The following is a 15736-nucleotide window of genomic DNA, read 5'->3' on the forward strand; positions in this document are numbered from 1 at the left end:
ACTTATTTCATGCCGATTTTATGCCGCAGATCACTGCTCCCCACAGCCATCCTGCGCCACTGCCGCCGCCAGGTTCTGGTCCATGCAGCCATTTTCAAAATGGTCTTTTCATGGAACCTGCCCTGGCAGTAATATTTATAAAACTGCGGATACCAGTGCTTTAAATCCAGCCTGGAAAGATCCATGGCCCTGAACCACAAAGGAACACTCTTCCTGCACCAGGCCCTGTTAAGATCCACCAGATACAGACTGTAGTCACCTCTGGGACCTGCAAGCAAAAAATTTCTAAGATTAAGATCCTTGTGCATCATCCCAGTGTCGTGCATACGCAGAGTATACCCGGCCAGCATCTGCAGGACCTTTTCCATATATATTTTTCCATCGGGCAGGGCTTTGCGGTACTGTTTCAAATCAACAAAATCATCTACAGATTCACAGAGATAGGCGCTTCCAGAGACAAACCCCCACCGTCTCACCTCCACCGCTCCCAGGGGCAGGGGGGTGCCCAGGCCGTGCTTCAGCAGGTGGCAGGCGGCCAGGTAGGATTTGACGGCTTTGGATTTTTTCAGGGGACTGGCCAGATAATTCTGTATGCCCCGCCACCTGAACTGCTTGATTACCTGCCTGGGCCAGGGAAAATTATCGTCTGTAAGGAGGCTGGTCTGGACAATGAGGTTTGGATGTTCCTTGATCACCTGCGATTGTCCCGGCAAATCCAGGTCCGGCTCTTCAGCCAGCTTTTTCAGTATCGGAACCAGATCCGGGTGCCCCATTGCGTACAGGTTTTTCTCCCTGAGAATCTCAGGCCTGTATGGCAGGGCTGAAAACAGGGACTCATCAACTTTCATCCAGCACCAGGTCCACTTCCAGACGCTCAAGGCTGACGCTTTGCAGCACCACCTGCACCTTCTGGCCCAGGTAAAACCTTTTACCGGTGCGCCTACCCAGAAGATCCTGTTTTTCCTGCCTGAAGACGTAGTAATCATCGCTTAAAGAAGACAGCCTGACCATGCCCTCGGCCATGATGTCTGTAAGCTCCACCCAGAAGCCGAAATCGGTAATAGAGGCCACAATGCCGCTGAAGCTCTGCCCGGTCTTATCCTTTAGAGATATTATGGTGGCCCGCTTGAGGATTTCGCGCTCTGCATCCACGGCCTTTCTTTCCAGGGAGCTTAAGGATTCGCCTGTTTTCTTGAGGCTTTTCATCCTGGCCTTGAACTGCACATCCATGCCCAGTTCGCGCTTCAGGGCCCTGTGCACCACCAGGTCGGCATAGCGCCTGATGGGCGAGGTAAAATGGCAGTAACACCTGGAAGCCAGGCCGAAGTGACCTTCATTCACCGGGGAGTATTTGGCCTGCATCATGGATCTCAATACCAGGCGGTTCACCAGAAAATCCAGGTCGCTGTCTTTGGCTATCTCCAGCAGGGTCTGCAGGCTCTTGGGCTCGCGCTCTTTGGGCAGTCTTGGCCCAAGCTCCGTGGTGGCCAGAAGCTTAAACAGGGCGTCCAGCTTGTCCCTGTCCGCCGGGGGATGGATGCGGTACAGAAATAAAGCCTCTTTTTCCTCCAGAAACTCGGCCACTGCCTCGTTGGCCGCCAGCATGCACTCCTCGATTATCTGGTGAGCAAAATTTCTGCTCTTGGCGATTATTTCCAGGGTGCCCTCGCGCAGGTTCTGCAGAACCTCTGGCTCGGGCAGGTCGAACTCGATGCTGCCCCTTTTCTCCCGCCTGGCCAGCAGCTTTCTGGCCAGCTCATCAGCGGTTTCCAGGCCGGAAAGTACTGGGGCAATCTCCTCCCGGACCTTTTTGTCCTCTAAGTACAGGGCACTGTTTACCTGGGAATAGGTAAGCCTGTGGTGGCTCTTGATCACCGCAGGGTAAAAGCTGGCCTTTTCCCGCACGCCTTGGCTGGAAAAATGCATCTGGGCGGTCATGACCAGGCGAGGCACGCCCGGGTTCAGGCTGCACAGGCCGTTGGAAAGATTTTCCGGAAACATGGGCTCCACGGACAGGGGAAAATAGTAGGAATTGCCCCGGTCCAGGGCCTCAACATCCATTCTGGAGCCGGGCTGTACGTAGTGTGACACGTCGGCGATGGCCACATAAAGTACGTAGCCGTCCCCTTTTTTTTCCACCAGCACGGCATCGTCAAAATCCTTGGCCTGGGCCCCGTCTATGGTCACAAAGGGCAGGTCTGTCAGATCCTTTCTTTTCTGTATGTCCTCAGGGGCTGGCTCTGAAGGAAGAGAGGCGGCCTCTTTAAGCACACCTTTGGGAAACTTGACCGGCACCTGGTGATTTTCCTTGACCACCTGCTCCTGTACAGCCAGGTCGTCTTCGGGTCCAAGCACATTTTGAATGTCGGCGGACCACAGCCTGGACTCCATCTGCTCCCCGGGCTCCACCAGGACCATGACCCCGGGGCCAAGCTCGCCCCCTTCATCTTCCAGGATAAAGGAAAAATCCAGCTTGGGATCAGCCGGCCTGGCCAGGTACATGCCCGCCTTCATCTTCTTTATCACCTTGGCCGGAAGCTGCTTGATGCCGCGCTCCACAATGCGCACCACCCGGCCCTCCTGGTTTTTGCCCCTGCCCCCGGGCAGAACAGAAACCAGCACCGTGTCCCCGTGCCAGGCCTCCCCGAAATTTTTGGGATGGATAAAAATATCCCTGCGCCGCTGGTCAAAGGGCACGGCAAAGCCCACTCCGGAGCGCTGCACTTCCAGCACGGCCTTGACCACGGGCAACTCATCCACAAGACAGTAAGTTTTCCTGGCCTTGAAGATACGCCCCTCTTTCTGCAGGTTGCGCAGAATATCCTTGAGCCTGCTGACCTCTTTTTTGTCCACCCCCAGGCCGTCGCGAATCTCGCGAATGCTCAGAGGCTTATTCATTGCCTTGAAGTGCTTGAGCACTTTTTTCTGATCCAGTTTCTTACTCATATTTTTCCTTAAGGGTCAGGCCGTACCTGTTTTTCAATCCCGCTGCAGGCATGCCTGACAACCTCCAGAAGAGTTTCCTCCCCGTTTTCCGAAAACAATAAACCCGTCTGCAAAATCCAGAAATTCAGGCCGGCCTGAGGCCTTAGTTTAACAGCATCCTTGGCGGTGCACAATACATCCTGCACCCCCATTTTGCGGGCCGATTGGAAAATCTCCTGAACAGCTCTACGCTCCAGGGGATGATGATCAGGGAAAATCAGGTGTTTTACTGGCGGATAGCCAAGGAAGTCCCAGGCTGAAGAAAAAATTTTTTCAGGCCCGGCTACGGCGGATATAAGCAGGTACTGCCTGCTTTGAATATTATATGTTGATATTTTGTCTCCCAATCTTTGCAGGGAGTTGACCTTTATCCTGAAAAAAATCACCGGTTTCCTGAAGTCTCTCAGCCTGCCATCAGCCAAGCTTTTCATCTCGTCCACAGACTTATCCCGGGTATTCACCAAAAATAAATCCGCCCGCTTCAGGGCCTGCACCCCCTCCCTCCACCTGCCCCCAGGAAAGACCCTGTCCCAGTCCTCCTGCAAATCCCGGGCGGTCAACAGCACCAGGTCCAGGTCCCGGTGCAGGCGCAGGTGCTGAAATCCGTCATCAAGAACAAAAACACTGGGGCGTAAATGCCTCAAAGCCCACCCGGCAGCCCTTTTGCGGCTGGGATCAACCACCACCCGCAAGCGTCCGGGTATTTGCGCAAGCATCAGGGGCTCATCTCCGCAGCAGCCGGGATCATCCAGGGGATGTACCGGATGCGGGTAATGCGGCGGCCTGGCCTTGTACCCCCTGCTCAAAAGAACCGGTCTTTGACCCCATGCCAACAGGTGCTTCAAAAGAAAGGCGCAAACCGGCGTTTTGCCCGTGCCCCCCATACTGATGTTGCCCACCGACACCACCGGCACCGGAGCAGTCCAGGCCCGCCTGAGCAGATAGTGCTGCCTGAGGCTCATGGCCCGGGCATAAATACGAGAAGCAGCATGCATGGCCCTGTCCCCCGCATTTTTCAATATGCCCGATTCCGGCAACCAATCCGACAACACCTGCCCCCTTTCTGCTTATTGATTCACCACTGCCGGGGTAGAAGCTTCAGCCTTGCAGACCGACCTCAAGCCTGGGCTTGTCTTTTCTTCCAGAGCTGCATTTCCTGCATTCTCTTACGCCTGTTTCTGGTCAGGGACCTGGCCACCAGAGAGGTATTTTTTTTGTATCCCCATTTGGCCTTGTATTCCTCAGGGGTCATGCCGTGCTTGCCCAGATGCTTTTTCGTAAGAACCCTGAATGACTTGCCGCATTCCAGGCAAAGGATGCTTTTCTCCCGGATGGCCCTGGCCGGATCCACCCCTGGTGCCGCGCTTTGGGAGGCTGCCCCCGGCATTTCCCTGGCCGTTTCCCTGATACCCCGGGAAAGCGCCAGGATCATGGCACTCATCTCCTCTTCAGTCATATTGCGCACGCTGGCCTGAGCCTTAACAATTTCCAGAGCCTCTTTTAAGTATTCTTCCATATCAAAAACCTCCTGATAAACAGAACACATACGTGCCAGGCCTTTCAAGCCCCTGTACAGCGCCCTTGCGGCCTAAGGACTGATAGACATCCGGCTGTCGTGATTACACGCTTGCACCAGTCAGGCTTGAGCCTCTTGCTGCTAAGGCTCTGCACAAGCGCAAGGCATCTTATTTGCTGCTTTATTTTAAGAAAGGCAATGTTTATTAACGCCCTGGTATGGACAACAAGAAAATAGCATTTTATGCAGAATAAAAATCAACTCTGCATCAAATTTCAGCAAAAGTAAACCCAAAAGCCGCCATAATAAAACACTGCATTACACATAACCGATAAAAATATTCTATCCTGAAAAATTAAAAACAATAAACCATGATTTAAAGTATAGGATTTGCACACTAGAGACAGACACCACTTAAATGGAGTGCAGCTGATCCCTTGCTTGCTCAGGCTGTCTTTTGGGGAACCCATTAAATTCGTCTAGATTTCTTCCTCCCGAATCCGGATGTTGAAATTTGTTCCGGAGTTTTTTAAGGAGCAACGAGCAACCCCGAAAACCTCAAACAAGGAGCCGAAATGTCCACCAGCAAGGATCTAGCAACCGCTATTCGTGTACTGAGCATGGACGCAGTCCAGAAAGCCAAGTCCGGCCATCCCGGTGCGCCCATGGGCATGGCTGACATGGCTGTACCCTTATGGCGGGAAATACTGGCCCACAACCCTGCCAACCCCAAATGGCCGGACCGGGACCGCTTCGTGCTTTCCAACGGCCACGCCTCCATGCTTCTTTACTCCTTGCTTCACCTTACCGGTTACGATCTGAGCATAAACGATCTGCGCAACTTCCGCCAGCTCCATTCCAAGACCCCCGGACACCCCGAATACGGCGTCACCCCCGGAGTGGAGACCACAACCGGCCCTCTGGGCCAGGGTCTGGCCAACGCCGTGGGCATGGCTCTGGCCGAATCCATTCTGGCGGCACGCTTCAACCGGGAGAATCTGGATATTGTCAACCACTATACTTACACCTTTCTGGGCGACGGCTGTCTCATGGAGGGGATCTCCCACGAGGCCTGCTCCCTGGCCGGCACGCTGGGGCTGGGCAAACTCATCGCCCTTTACGACGACAACGAAATTTCCATCGACGGTCAGGTCTCTGGTTGGTTCACCGAGGACATTCCTTCCAGGTTCACTGCCTACGGCTGGCATGTCATCTCCGGGGTGGACGGGCATGATCAGGATGAAGTCAAAAACGCCATCCTGGAAGCCAGGAATGAAACCCGGCGGCCAAGTCTCATCTGCTGCAAAACCGTCATTGGCCACGGGGCACCCAATCTCTGCGGCAGTGCCGACTGCCACGGAGCACCTCTGGGTGACGGGGAAATCCAGGCTGCCAGGGCCAACCTGGGCTGGGAACATCCTGCCTTTGAAATACCTGAATACATTTATCAGGCCTTTGACTGCCGTGAGCGCGGTGCCCGCCTGGAAGAAGAATGGAACAGCAAATTCGCAGAGTACCAGGCGGCATACCCGGAACAAGCCCGCGAATTTCTGCGCTGTATTGCCGGAGATTTACCCGGCAACCTGGATCAGACCGTCTCGGAGATGATAAAAAATTTCGACCAGGACAAACAGCCCCTGGCCACACGCAAAGCCTCACACAAAATCATTGACGTCCTTACAGCAGAGCTTCCGGAAATGCTAGGCGGCTCCGCCGATCTCACCGGTTCCAACAAGACCATGCGCACCGGAGCCAGGCCGGTATCCAAAAAAAACAAAGACGGGGATTATATCTATTACGGAGTGCGCGAGTTCGCCATGGGTGCCATCATGAACGGCCTGGCCCTGCACGGCGGCTTTATCCCCTTTGGCGGAACATTTCTGGTGTTTTCCGACTACTCCCGCAATTCCCTGCGCATGGGGGCCATGATGGGGCTTCGCTGCATCCATGTCCTGACTCATGACTCCATAGGGGTGGGCGAGGACGGCCCCACGCATCAACCCATCGAACATACGGCTTCTCTCAGGCTGATCCCCAATATGAGCGTGTGGCGGCCCTGCGACACTGTCGAGACTGCAGTGGCCTGGCATAGTGCCCTGAAAAGAAATGACGGTCCCACCTGCCTGGTTCTCTCCCGGCACAAGCTAAAGCCCATGCAGCGCTCCACTACACAGCTGGAAAATATCAGGCGCGGAGGATACATTCTGCTGGACTGTGAAGGAACTCCCGAGGCCATCATTTTGGCCTCCGGCTCCGAGGTGGAGCCTGCCCTTGATGCTGCCAAAGAACTTGGAGCAAAAGGGCGCAGGATAAGAATGGTTTCCATGCCCAGCATCAATTTCTTCATGTCCCAGGACATCAACTACCAGAAAGAGGTCCTGCCCCGGGAGGTGGAGATCAGGCTGGCGGTGGAGGCAGGAGCAGGAGCATCCTGGCATCAGGTGCTTGGCTGCCGGGGAGAGGCTTACGGCATTGAGCGTTTCGGGGAATCCGCCCCGGGCAGCATTCTTTTCCCCTACTTCAAGATGACCTCCACAGACATTGCCCAAAAACTTCTGGATATGCTGCAGCAGTAATTAAATTTAAAAACCATGCAGCGGCCATGGCCGCCAGATTAAATGTGGCCATGGCCGCCAGATTAAATGACAAAAAAGGGGGGATACTTCATGAACCAGGAAGAACCTCAAAGAAACCTTGCCCTGGATCTGGTCCGGGTCACCGAGGCGGCCGCCCTGGCCTCCTCGCGCTGGCTGGGCAAGGGAGATAACAAAAAAGGGGACATGGCAGCTGTGGATGCCATGCGCCTGAGCTTCAACGCCATAGAGATCAAGGGCGTGGTGGTCATTGGCGAAGGTGAAAAAGACAAGGCGCCCATGCTTTACAACGGAGAATCCCTGGGCACCGGAAACGGCCCTGGGATGGACGTGGCAGTTGACCCTGTGGAAGGCACCAAGCTTCTGGCCTATGGCCGGCCCAATGCCATTTCCGTTGTGGCCCTGGCTCCGAGAGGGACCATGTATGACCCCGGTCCTGCCTTTTATATGCAAAAAATTGCCGTGCCTTCCCAGGCCAGGGAGCATGTGGACATAAACGCGCCGGTGCAGGACAACCTCAAGGCCATTGCCTCTGCTCTGGGCAAATCTGTGGACGACCTGGTGGTCTTTGTCCTGGACAAGCCCCGCCACAAGCAGCTCATAGAAGATATCCGGCAGGCCGGGGCCCGCATTCAGCTGCACACCGACGGGGATGTTGCCGGGGCCCTTATGGCAGTCAGCCCTGATGGAGACGTGGACGTAATGATGGGCACTGGAGGCACTCCTGAAGGCGTACTTACTGCAGCGGCCATAATCTCCATGGGCGGGGAAATGCAGTGCCGCCTTGACCCACAGTCGGAACAGGAAAAAGAAAACCTTTTGAGTGCAGGCTACGACCTCAAGAGGGTGCTTACTGTGCGCGATCTCATCCAGAGCGAGGATGTTTTCTTCGCCGCCACCGGTATTTCCGGCGGGACTTTCCTGCAGGGGGTCAGCTTCACCGGACAGGGAGCTTTGACCCGTTCCATGGTCATGCGGGGCAAAACAGGTACATTGAGGCGCATAGAATCCCTGCACTCCTTTGAAAAACTAATGCGCATAAGCGCCATCAAGTACAAGTAATTTCAACAAGTTACAGCTTGCGAGATGTGAATGCGAAGGACCAAACCCATAATCCTGGGAATCGCCGGGGACAGCGGTTCCGGCAAGACCACCCTGGCCAGGGGCATCAGGCAGATCCTGGGCAATGAAATCGTCACCGGCATCTGTATTGACGATTACCACAAGTACAGTCGGGAAGAGCGCAAGGAGCAAAACCTTTCCGCCCTGCACCCGGACTGCAATTACCTGGATATTCTGCAGAGCCACATAGCTGAACTGCGCCGGGGTAAAGCCATACTCAAGCCAGTATACGACCACAGCAAAGGTGATTTTTCCCGGTTCAAATATGTAGAGCCGGCTGATTTCATAGTTGTGGAGGGACTGCTTGCGTTTCACATCAAAAAACTGCGGGAAATGTTCGACGTCAAGATCTATCTTGATCCCGAAGATTTCCTTCGGGAAACATGGAAGATACAGCGCGACACCAGTGAGCGCGGCTATAGCGAAAGAGAGGCCAAAAACACCCTGCACCGAAGGGCTGAACTGTCCACCCGTTATATCCGTCCCCAGCGGGAGCATGCCGATATTGTGCTCAACTTTTACCCACCGCCGGAACTGCCCGGGGAAACCGGAAGCAGGCTGAACGCAAGGCTCATATTGCGGCCCACCATCAGATACCCCGATTTTTCCCAGTTCATTGACCAGGACCAGGAAGCGGATGAAAACTGCCTGTCCTTCACTCTGGGCAGGGACTCGGGCACCCCGGTTGACCTTCTGCATATCCAGGGCAACATCAGTCAGGACACACTGGAATACACGTCCAGGCTCATCCTGGAGCACCTGTCCGAAGCAGGACCCACGAGCCTTGAAAACATAGGTCGCTACCTGGAGGGCAAGACCCCCCGGAAAAGCTACCCCCTGGCTCTGGCCCAGCTGCTTGTCGGCTTCTGCCTGCACAAGCTGAAGATAAACCGTTGACAAACAATCACACCATGGTATTGCCTGAAGAGCAATGCCGGAGGTCCAAACATGAAGAGCCAGCAGGAACTTATATTATCTCCTTCACTTCTGGCATCGGATTTCAGCAATCTGGCCGGGGAACTGAGTGCCCTGGAAGAAGCCGGCCTTACCTGGGTGCACTGGGACGTCATGGACGGGTCATTCGTGCCCAATATAACCTTTGGCCCGCCGATTATAGCCGGATGCCGCAAAAAAAGCAGGCTCTTCTTCGACGTGCACCTCATGATCGAGGAGCCCGACCGTTACCTGGAAGATTTTGTCCGGGCCGGAGCGGATCTTTTATGCGTACACGCAGAAGCCTGCAGACACCTGGAGCGCACCCTGTCCGAGATAGCCAGGCTGGGGGCCAGGCCGGCAGTAGCCCTGAATCCGCACACCCCGCTGGAAATCCTTGAGTATGTACTTCCCAGGCTGGATATGGTCCTCATCATGAGCGTAAACCCCGGTTTCGGGGGGCAGAAATTCATTCCCTTCAGCATGGAGAAAATCCGCAGGCTCAAGTCCATGATAGCCGCCCGTGACTGCAAGACACTTATCCAGGTGGACGGCGGGGTCACCCCGGAAAACACCGGAGAGCTTGTCCAGTGCGGGGCTGACGTGCTGGTCTCGGGCTCGGCCTTCTTTGCCCACCCCCCGTACAGGGAAAGGCTGAAGACTTTTATAAATGCAGCCAGAGATCAGGGCTGACACACTCTCCGGGGTTCATGAGTCATCCGGGGTTATTTTGTCCAAAGCAGTGCGCAGTTCCTGTACCTGTACAGGCTTGGACAGGTAGTCATTCATACCCATCTCCAGAAAACGCTCCCGGTCTCCGCCCATGGCATGTGCAGTCAGGGCAATAATGGGGATTGCCGGATAAGTGCCATCTTCTTCCTGCCTGGAACCCCCGGCTTCAAGCCTTCTTATTTCTTTTGTCGCTTCCATGCCATCCATGACCGGCATATTTATGTCCATGAGAATACAGTCAAAAGCATGTTTTTGAAACTGCTCCAGGGCCTCCTGCCCGTTTTGCGCAATAAGGGGGATATGCCCCTCCCTTTCGAGCACCTTCTGCATGAAAAAACGGTTGGAAGGATCGTCTTCGGCCAGAAGAACCCTTAGGCCCGGTGATCCGGCTTTTACCTGGATGTTTTCTTTATTCTCCCCTGCACTTTCACCAGAACCCGCTTCCAGGGGCAGGGAGACATAAAAAGTGCTGCCCTCACCTGGAGTACTTTCCACAGATATATTGCCTCCCATCATCTGCACCAGCCTGACCACAATGGACAGCCCCAGCCCGGCCCCCTCAAAATTGCGGGTAAAGGCCCCGTCGGCCTGGACAAAAGGATTGAAGATTTCGCCAAGCTTCTCATCGGATATCCCAAGTCCTGAGTCCGCCACGGATATGAGCACCCGGAGTTCATTTCCCTGTCGGCGCAGCAAATGCCAGTGCAACTCTACAGTATCGTCATGAGTGAATTTCAGGGCATTGCCCACCAGATTCAAGAGTATCTGCTGTATCCTGGCATCATCTCCTGCAAGTATTGGAGGCAGCCGGGGGTCGAGAGTACATGAGATGCGCACGTTTTTTTCTGCTGCGCTGGCCGCAAAAAGGTCCTCAATGGACGTGCAGAGCCTGTCCACTTCAAAATCGGCTTTGCGGATTTCCATTTTGCCCGCTTCAATTCTGGAAAGATCCAGGATGTCCGTGAGCAGGCGGGTGAGACGCCTGGCCGAGGCAATACCCATCTCCACCAGCTGCTTTTGCTCATGGTCCAGGCTGGTGGCTTCAAGAAGCTGCAGTCCCCCCATTATGCCGTTGATGGGAGTCCGGATCTCGTGGCTCATATTGGCCAGGAACTCGCTCTTGGCTTTATTGGCGGCTTCAGCCTTTTCCCAGGCCATTTGAAGCTCCGCCTCCGACTCCTTCCTCTGGGTGATATCGCGCAAAAGCTCCACCACGTACTCCACCCTGCCCTCTTCATTCAGGATGGGATTGGCCCGGCAGCTGAAATACCTTTCAAACTGCGGAAAATAAAGCTCATGGTCCGCCTGCCCTCCTCTCTTCAGTGCATCCAGGGTGGCACAGGGCTGGCAGGGAAATTCCTGATTCATAAGTTCATAACACTTCTTCCCCTGAACCTCATTTTCATCCATGCCCAGGAGTTCATAGCCTGTCCTGTTATAACGCACCACGGTCAGATCCGGCAGTTTGACGCTCATAAAGTCCGGCATATTGTCCAGAACGCCGTTTAAAAGCATATTCTTGTGCCTTAGATCCTCTTCAATACTTTTAAGCCCGGTAATATCCACAATGCACACCAGTACCCTGGAGAAATCCTGTTCGCACCCGGGCATCACCGACCACTTCAGCTGCACGTTTCTGATTTCACCGTTTAGGTTCTGAAGCCTTTTTTCTGTGAAAAAAGACTTCTCCCCATGAAAAACAGCCGCAAGCTCTCCCATGAATTCCTGCCAGGAATCCCGGGCAAAAACCGTGGCTATTCCCCTGGTGAATTCTTCTAAGGATGCAGCATGAAACTGCTTGAGAGCTGTCTGGTTTACATCAACTATCCGGACCAGTTCAGCCATTTCCTGGACAAACTGCGGATTTTCCTTCAAAAAAGAATCAAGCTCTCCGTCTGCCTGATTTTTTATTTCACCAAGGCGTTTTTGGACTTGAGAAAAATCCTCCACCAGCATAGAGGCCGGGGATTCCTGAAAAAGCTGCCTGTACCTGCTCTCGCTTTCCTCCAGGGCAGCCAGAGCCCTGCGGTTTTCGGTGATGTCGCGTATCAGGGCTATCACCTCTTCTTCATTCAGGGGCATAATGCGCGATTCAAAATAAAAGGTCCGGGAATCTATTTCTAACTCATACTCAACCATCTGCAGATCCCCGGTTGTCAGGGCATTATTTACACCCTGCATAAACCTGGTGCCTACCTCCTCAGGAACCACATCCGGAATGTATCTGCCCAGGACCTCTTCCTTTGGACGGTACAGTTTGGCCTGGAAATCACCAAGAACATCCAGGCATACGCCCTGTAAGTTGGTCTTGATAACGATGTCCGGCAGCACTTCCATGATAGTGCGGATATATTCCTCGCTTTCACGCAGGGCTTTTTCCTGCTGTCTCTCCCGGGTAACATCACGTAGTACGCCCTGGATCATGTTTTCGCTCACCAGCCTGCCCCTGGTGATGACCATGATCTCCCGGCCGTCACTGCGCAGGCAGCGATGTTCCGAAAACCTGGACTGGTTTCGTTTTATATCCTCAAACTCCTCCCGGACCTGCTGCACTTCTTCCGGATGCACCAGGGAGGATGGATGCAGCCTGATCAACTCTTCCCTGGTATAGCCGAACATTTCTAAGGCGGACTCATTGGCGTCCAGGATATTGCCCTCCAGGTCATGCAAAAACACCCCTTCCGTGGACTTCTCAAACAGGTTCCTGTACCTGAATTCGCTCTCCTGCAGAGCCTTTTCCGCTGTTTTTTTCCCGGTTATATCCCTGCAGGCACCGTATACTTTTTTTGAGCCCCTTTCATCTTCCAGAAAGCAGGAGCTGGCAACCTGAAGCCAGCAGGTCTGGCCATCCCGGCGCAATATCCTTAGCTCACACTCCTTTGTCTGACCCGGTTCACATTCTGTGATATGCTCCCGGAACAGATACCGGTCTTCAGGATGCACCAGAAATGACCAGCACTGATTGGCCAGGATATCTTCCACGCTGTACCCGGTTATTTTTTCCACCGCCCCGGCCAGCCATTCCAGGTTGTGTCCTGTTTGGCCCTCTACGCAGGAAAATATAAAGTCATTGGTGCTTTCGGAAAGCATGCGGTATCTTTCCTCGCTTCTGCGCAGGGCGTTTTCCGCCAGTTTGCGCTCGGAGATATCCGTGACAAACCCCCGGATATACATGAGCCTGCCGGTGTCATCCCTGATTGCCCCGGCAGTGATGGAGACCCACAAGGGGTTGTTGTCCCGGCACAGAAGGCGGCACTCGAAATTGGCGACCTCATTGTCCGCCTCCAGCATGCGGTAAAGTCCCTGCCAGTCCCTGGCATCTGCAAAGCTTTGCCATGCTGTACCCCCGGTTTTATCTAAAATATCCTGCGGATCACTGTACCCAAGTATCTGGGCCAGGGCAGGATTTGCGCTCAACAGCATTCCCCCGGGGTCTACAGTCAATATGCCTATGGGGGCGCTCATGAAAATATCATCTGTTAGTGGGCTGCCTTGAGCCTGGGAGGGGTTATTTACAGGTGAGTTGTTTTCGGGCATGCATTTCTCCACTTGAGTATGCTCAGTTCATTGTAACCATTCAAGGGGCAGGTACCGGCCATTAGTCACCACCGAGGACCACCTGAATGGTTACAGTTCATTTGGTAGCTCAAATTTCAAGTTTCTTCTCTTACAAATTGTTCTTCAGTTCCTTCAGTCCGGGACAGACCCGGCTTTGCACTTTGTTCCCTTCGGTGTATTCTTTCCACTGCACTACGGGACCAGTAGGCAAGCTGGGTGATGGCGTTGGAATTTACATCTGGCCGGGCATCTGCTGCATTGAACCACAGCTTGCCTTCCACGGGGATACCCAGGGCGCAGATATTTTCATGGACGCTTCCGTCTGCCGCCACAAGCTGAAAGTCATGGGTGACATCCAGCCCGCCCATCTCGAAGCTTCCGGTATGATCAGAACTGGTGAAAGTGCGGACCATTTTGCGCTTCAGCAGATTCTGCATAAGCGTTGAAGTATCGTTTCTGGTATCCACGCCATGGATGCGTCCGTTGACCACATGGCTTACCTCCCTTATGGAACCGGGAACTTCCGGGCTGGACACCTGGAAAACCCCTTTTTCTTCATTTGCATGCACCTCTGGAGACGGGCCAGAAAAAGAAACAAGACCCTGTCTAACCAGGATCCAGAGTTCCTGCACACTTTCAATGGGAGGCCCCACAGCTACGCGGTTGTTGGTGCGCTCGAAGGTCTTTTTCATATACCGGTGCGAATCCGCTGTAAGCCTTCCATGATCCACTGCACTTCTCAGGGTATCACGCAGATCGCGAAGTACGGAATCCACCGCGTTTTTCACCGGGCTGCCCACATTGCCTTTTTTTGCCTCTGAAAGGTCAAAACCGATCTGCTTCAGTACAAAATCCGTGTAATGCTCCATGGATTCAAAAAGGGGCTTGCCGCTTTTTCTGGCGGCCTCCAGCTTCCAGAGCGGGTTTGCCAGGTCCTGCCAATTAAACCTGTCAGTGGACTTGACCTCTCTTTTTACCAGGTCCTGCCTCTGAGCTGAATCAAGGTATTGCAGATATTTTCGACCGAACTCATCGCCCATGAGAGTGCTGTAGTACACATATTCCATTTCCTGAAGAATAAGCGGAAAAAGATCCTTTCTGAAGTCCAGTTTTCCCTTTTCCTGTATCAGCCTGTGTACAAGATTGCTGGTGAATATCCTGGCCTGGTACTGCCCTGTCTTCTGATTTTTACCCCTTGCACAATATGGCAGGCCCAGCCTGGACCCCAGGATTATATGCGGTTCATTCCCGCTGGGAATATACCTGCCGGAACTGAAACGCCCTCCCCGGCCATGGGTGAGCCCCCTGATTACATCCGTTGCAGTAAGCCCCATGCCGATGACGTAGACAGACTGGTCAGCCTGAATATGCTCCATCTGCGAAGCTATCGGATAGGCCAGGTGAACATAGGAAATATTGCCGCCTTTTTGTTGCTGCTTTTGTGCAAACTGATGATATCTTTCCTCCCTGCTGCCCGGTACTATCCTGTTTCTGGAATGCCCTGTGAGCAGGATAACCTCGCAGGCGCAGATTTTTTCATTATTATCCAGCACCACCTCCTGCAGCCCCTGTTCTGCAGTCTTGATATCAACGGCTTCTGCTGCATGCCGGTAAAGGCTGACCTTCTGCGGAAGATTGTCCTCCATCCAGTTGAAACACTCGGCCAGATATTCCCCGTGCAGCGCCCTGGGAGGATAATCATTTTCACCATAGTCATACCCTTTCTCCTGCAGATAGCCGCAGAGGGTCCTCCTGGACTCTTCAGCCCTGGCCGGGGCATCATCATCGCCAAAAGCAGTGATCTGACAGGAAACAGTATTTAAAAGCAGGTAGTGCGGCTGATCTACATTGTGGACATTACCGCCCCCGAACCTGCCGGATTTCTCCACAACGTGAATATTCACCGGATTTTCAGGAGGATCAGCAGCCAGCGCCAGAGACAGACGCCTTAAACAGTAAGTCCCCCTGGGCCCTCCTCCAATAATGACAATATTATACTCCATGGCTTCCCCCTGAAAAAATTTTGCCTGCACCCTTTTAGGCATTTCACATCCATCTTGCAACACCCCATTATCCTCTCCTCCATCTTTCGCATTCTCTTCCCCAACCCCATGCCCCATGCCCTATGCCCCATGCCCCATGCCATGCCTTCTCTTCCACTCCCATACTCCCATACTCCCACACTCCCATACATTCTTACCAGAACCCCCCAATTCCCAATTCCTGAATCTCTTAATCCCCCGATTCCCCAATTCCCTCAATTCCTGAATACCTCAATCCCCCAATCCCCCAATTC

At 53.7% G+C, this 15736-nt stretch carries 9 protein-coding genes and 1 pseudogene; 4 read left to right on the plus strand and 6 right to left on the minus strand.

Features of this window, described 5'->3' with window-relative positions; all coding sequences use genetic code 11:
• Positions 1-2 precede the first annotated feature (2 nt).
• From DTHIO_RS20075 to DTHIO_RS16395, 4 genes are all read right to left on the minus strand, one after another.
• Positions 3-848: a lipopolysaccharide kinase InaA family protein gene (locus tag DTHIO_RS20075; protein ID WP_008871377.1), complete on the minus strand. Its 846-nt coding sequence runs from the start codon at positions 846-848 to the stop codon at positions 3-5.
• Complete coding sequence (gene rnr, locus DTHIO_RS16385) at positions 838-2946, minus strand: ribonuclease R (RefSeq protein WP_008871378.1); 2109 nt, start codon at positions 2944-2946, stop codon at positions 838-840. Before rnr ends, DTHIO_RS20075 begins: the two co-directional genes overlap by 11 nt.
• 8 nt (positions 2947-2954) lie before the next feature.
• Positions 2955-4034: a tetraacyldisaccharide 4'-kinase gene (gene lpxK / locus DTHIO_RS16390; RefSeq protein ID WP_161598694.1), complete on the minus strand. Its 1080-nt coding sequence runs from the start codon at positions 4032-4034 to the stop codon at positions 2955-2957.
• Positions 4035-4102: 68 nt separating this feature from the next.
• A complete protein-coding gene (locus DTHIO_RS16395) occupies positions 4103-4501 on the minus strand; it encodes a Ros/MucR family transcriptional regulator (RefSeq protein ID WP_008871380.1) in 399 nt (132 codons plus the stop codon).
• A gap of 557 nt (positions 4502-5058) precedes the next feature.
• Here DTHIO_RS16395 and tkt point away from each other — a divergent pair.
• From tkt to rpe, 4 genes and pseudogenes are all read left to right on the plus strand, one after another.
• Positions 5059-7077 (plus strand): annotated as a pseudogene (gene tkt, locus DTHIO_RS16400) (transketolase); the annotation flags it as partial.
• 90 nt (positions 7078-7167) lie between these two features.
• A complete protein-coding gene (glpX, locus tag DTHIO_RS16405; protein ID WP_008871382.1) occupies positions 7168-8157 on the plus strand; it encodes a class II fructose-bisphosphatase in 990 nt (329 codons plus the stop codon).
• A gap of 30 nt (positions 8158-8187) precedes the next feature.
• Positions 8188-9114: a phosphoribulokinase gene (locus DTHIO_RS16410; RefSeq protein ID WP_008871383.1), complete on the plus strand. Its 927-nt coding sequence runs from the start codon at positions 8188-8190 to the stop codon at positions 9112-9114.
• A 51-nt stretch (positions 9115-9165) separates the two neighbouring features.
• Positions 9166-9843 carry a ribulose-phosphate 3-epimerase gene (rpe, locus tag DTHIO_RS16415; RefSeq protein ID WP_008871384.1) on the plus strand — a complete coding sequence of 226 codons (678 nt, stop codon included), beginning with the start codon at positions 9166-9168 and terminating at the stop codon, positions 9841-9843.
• A 15-nt stretch (positions 9844-9858) separates the two neighbouring features.
• On the opposite strand, the gene DTHIO_RS20080 is transcribed toward rpe, so the two are convergent.
• The gene (locus tag DTHIO_RS20080; protein ID WP_008871385.1) at positions 9859-13419 is read right to left on the minus strand and encodes a PAS domain S-box protein; all 3561 of its coding nucleotides are present in this window, start codon (positions 13417-13419) and stop codon (positions 9859-9861) included.
• Positions 13420-13535: 116 nt separating this feature from the next.
• Positions 13536-15443, minus strand: a complete 1908-nt coding sequence (locus DTHIO_RS16425) for an FAD/NAD(P)-binding protein (RefSeq protein ID WP_161598695.1) — start codon at positions 15441-15443, stop codon at positions 13536-13538.
• Positions 15444-15736: the final 293 nt, after the last annotated feature.

The organism is Desulfonatronospira thiodismutans ASO3-1, assembly GCF_000174435.1.
GTDB classification, from domain to species: Bacteria; Desulfobacterota; Desulfovibrionia; order Desulfovibrionales; family Desulfonatronovibrionaceae; genus Desulfonatronospira; species Desulfonatronospira thiodismutans.

Excerpts from the sequence above, each read along its gene's own strand:
- DTHIO_RS20075 (WP_008871377.1), bottom strand. The coding sequence starts at position 848 with ATGAAAGTTGATGAGTCCCTGTTTTCAGCCCTGCCATACAGGCCTGAG.
- rnr (WP_008871378.1), bottom strand. The coding sequence starts at position 2,946 with ATGAGTAAGAAACTGGATCAGAAAAAAGTGCTCAAGCACTTCAAGGCA.
- DTHIO_RS16395 (WP_008871380.1), bottom strand. The coding sequence starts at position 4,501 with ATGGAAGAATACTTAAAAGAGGCTCTGGAAATTGTTAAGGCTCAGGCC.
- glpX (WP_008871382.1), top strand. The coding sequence starts at position 7,168 with ATGAACCAGGAAGAACCTCAAAGAAACCTTGCCCTGGATCTGGTCCGG.
- DTHIO_RS16410 (WP_008871383.1), top strand. The coding sequence starts at position 8,188 with ATGCGAAGGACCAAACCCATAATCCTGGGAATCGCCGGGGACAGCGGT.
- rpe (WP_008871384.1), top strand. The coding sequence starts at position 9,166 with ATGAAGAGCCAGCAGGAACTTATATTATCTCCTTCACTTCTGGCATCG.
- DTHIO_RS20080 (WP_008871385.1), bottom strand. The coding sequence starts at position 13,419 with ATGCCCGAAAACAACTCACCTGTAAATAACCCCTCCCAGGCTCAAGGC.
- DTHIO_RS16425 (WP_161598695.1), bottom strand. The coding sequence starts at position 15,443 with ATGGAGTATAATATTGTCATTATTGGAGGAGGGCCCAGGGGGACTTAC.